The sequence below is a fragment of the Aminobacter sp. P4_D5 genome (assembly GCF_056401815.1).
Window position 1 is genome coordinate 1 of record NZ_JBFUIP010001417.1, and the last position, 515, is coordinate 515.

Genomic DNA, 515 nt, shown 5'->3' on the forward strand with positions numbered 1-515 from the left:
CGCCGGGGACGACGATCATCGTCAACCATTGCGGCGGTCAGCTCGGCGTCGGGCCGTATGAAGGCAAGGCCGAAGAGGTCTTTTCAGAGTGGCGCAAGTCCATGGCCGCGCTCGCAGCTTTGCCGAACGTGCTGGTGAAGCTGGGCGGGCTGGCGATGGAGGTCAGCGGCAAGCAGTGGGCCACACGCGACCTGCCGCCAACCTCGGAGGAGCTGGCGGAAGACTGGCGCCCGCAGATCGAGACCCTCATCGAGCTCTTCGGCGTCGATCGCTGCATGTWCGAGAGCAAYTTYCCCGTGGACAAGGGCATGTGCAGCTATGCCGCGCTGTGGAACGCCTTCAAGCGGCTCTCCGCCGGCGCCAGCGCCGACGAGAAGACGGCGCTGTTCTCGGGAACGGCGGCGCGGGTGTACCGGCTCAGCCTCTGAAGCGTCCGGCCACGCGCGGGATCACCAGGACCTGCGCCTGCGGAATGCGACGGCGGACATGCTCCGCCAGGCGCTCCACCACCGCCT

The 515-nt window shown here is 67.8% G+C and carries 1 protein-coding gene; it reads left to right on the plus strand.

Features of this window, described 5'->3' with window-relative positions:
* Nucleotides 1-428 (plus strand): amidohydrolase family protein (locus tag AC1DWF_RS38735; RefSeq protein WP_476843698.1); only part of this gene is annotated, 428 nt, incomplete at its 5' end.
* Nucleotides 429-515: the final 87 nt, after the last annotated feature.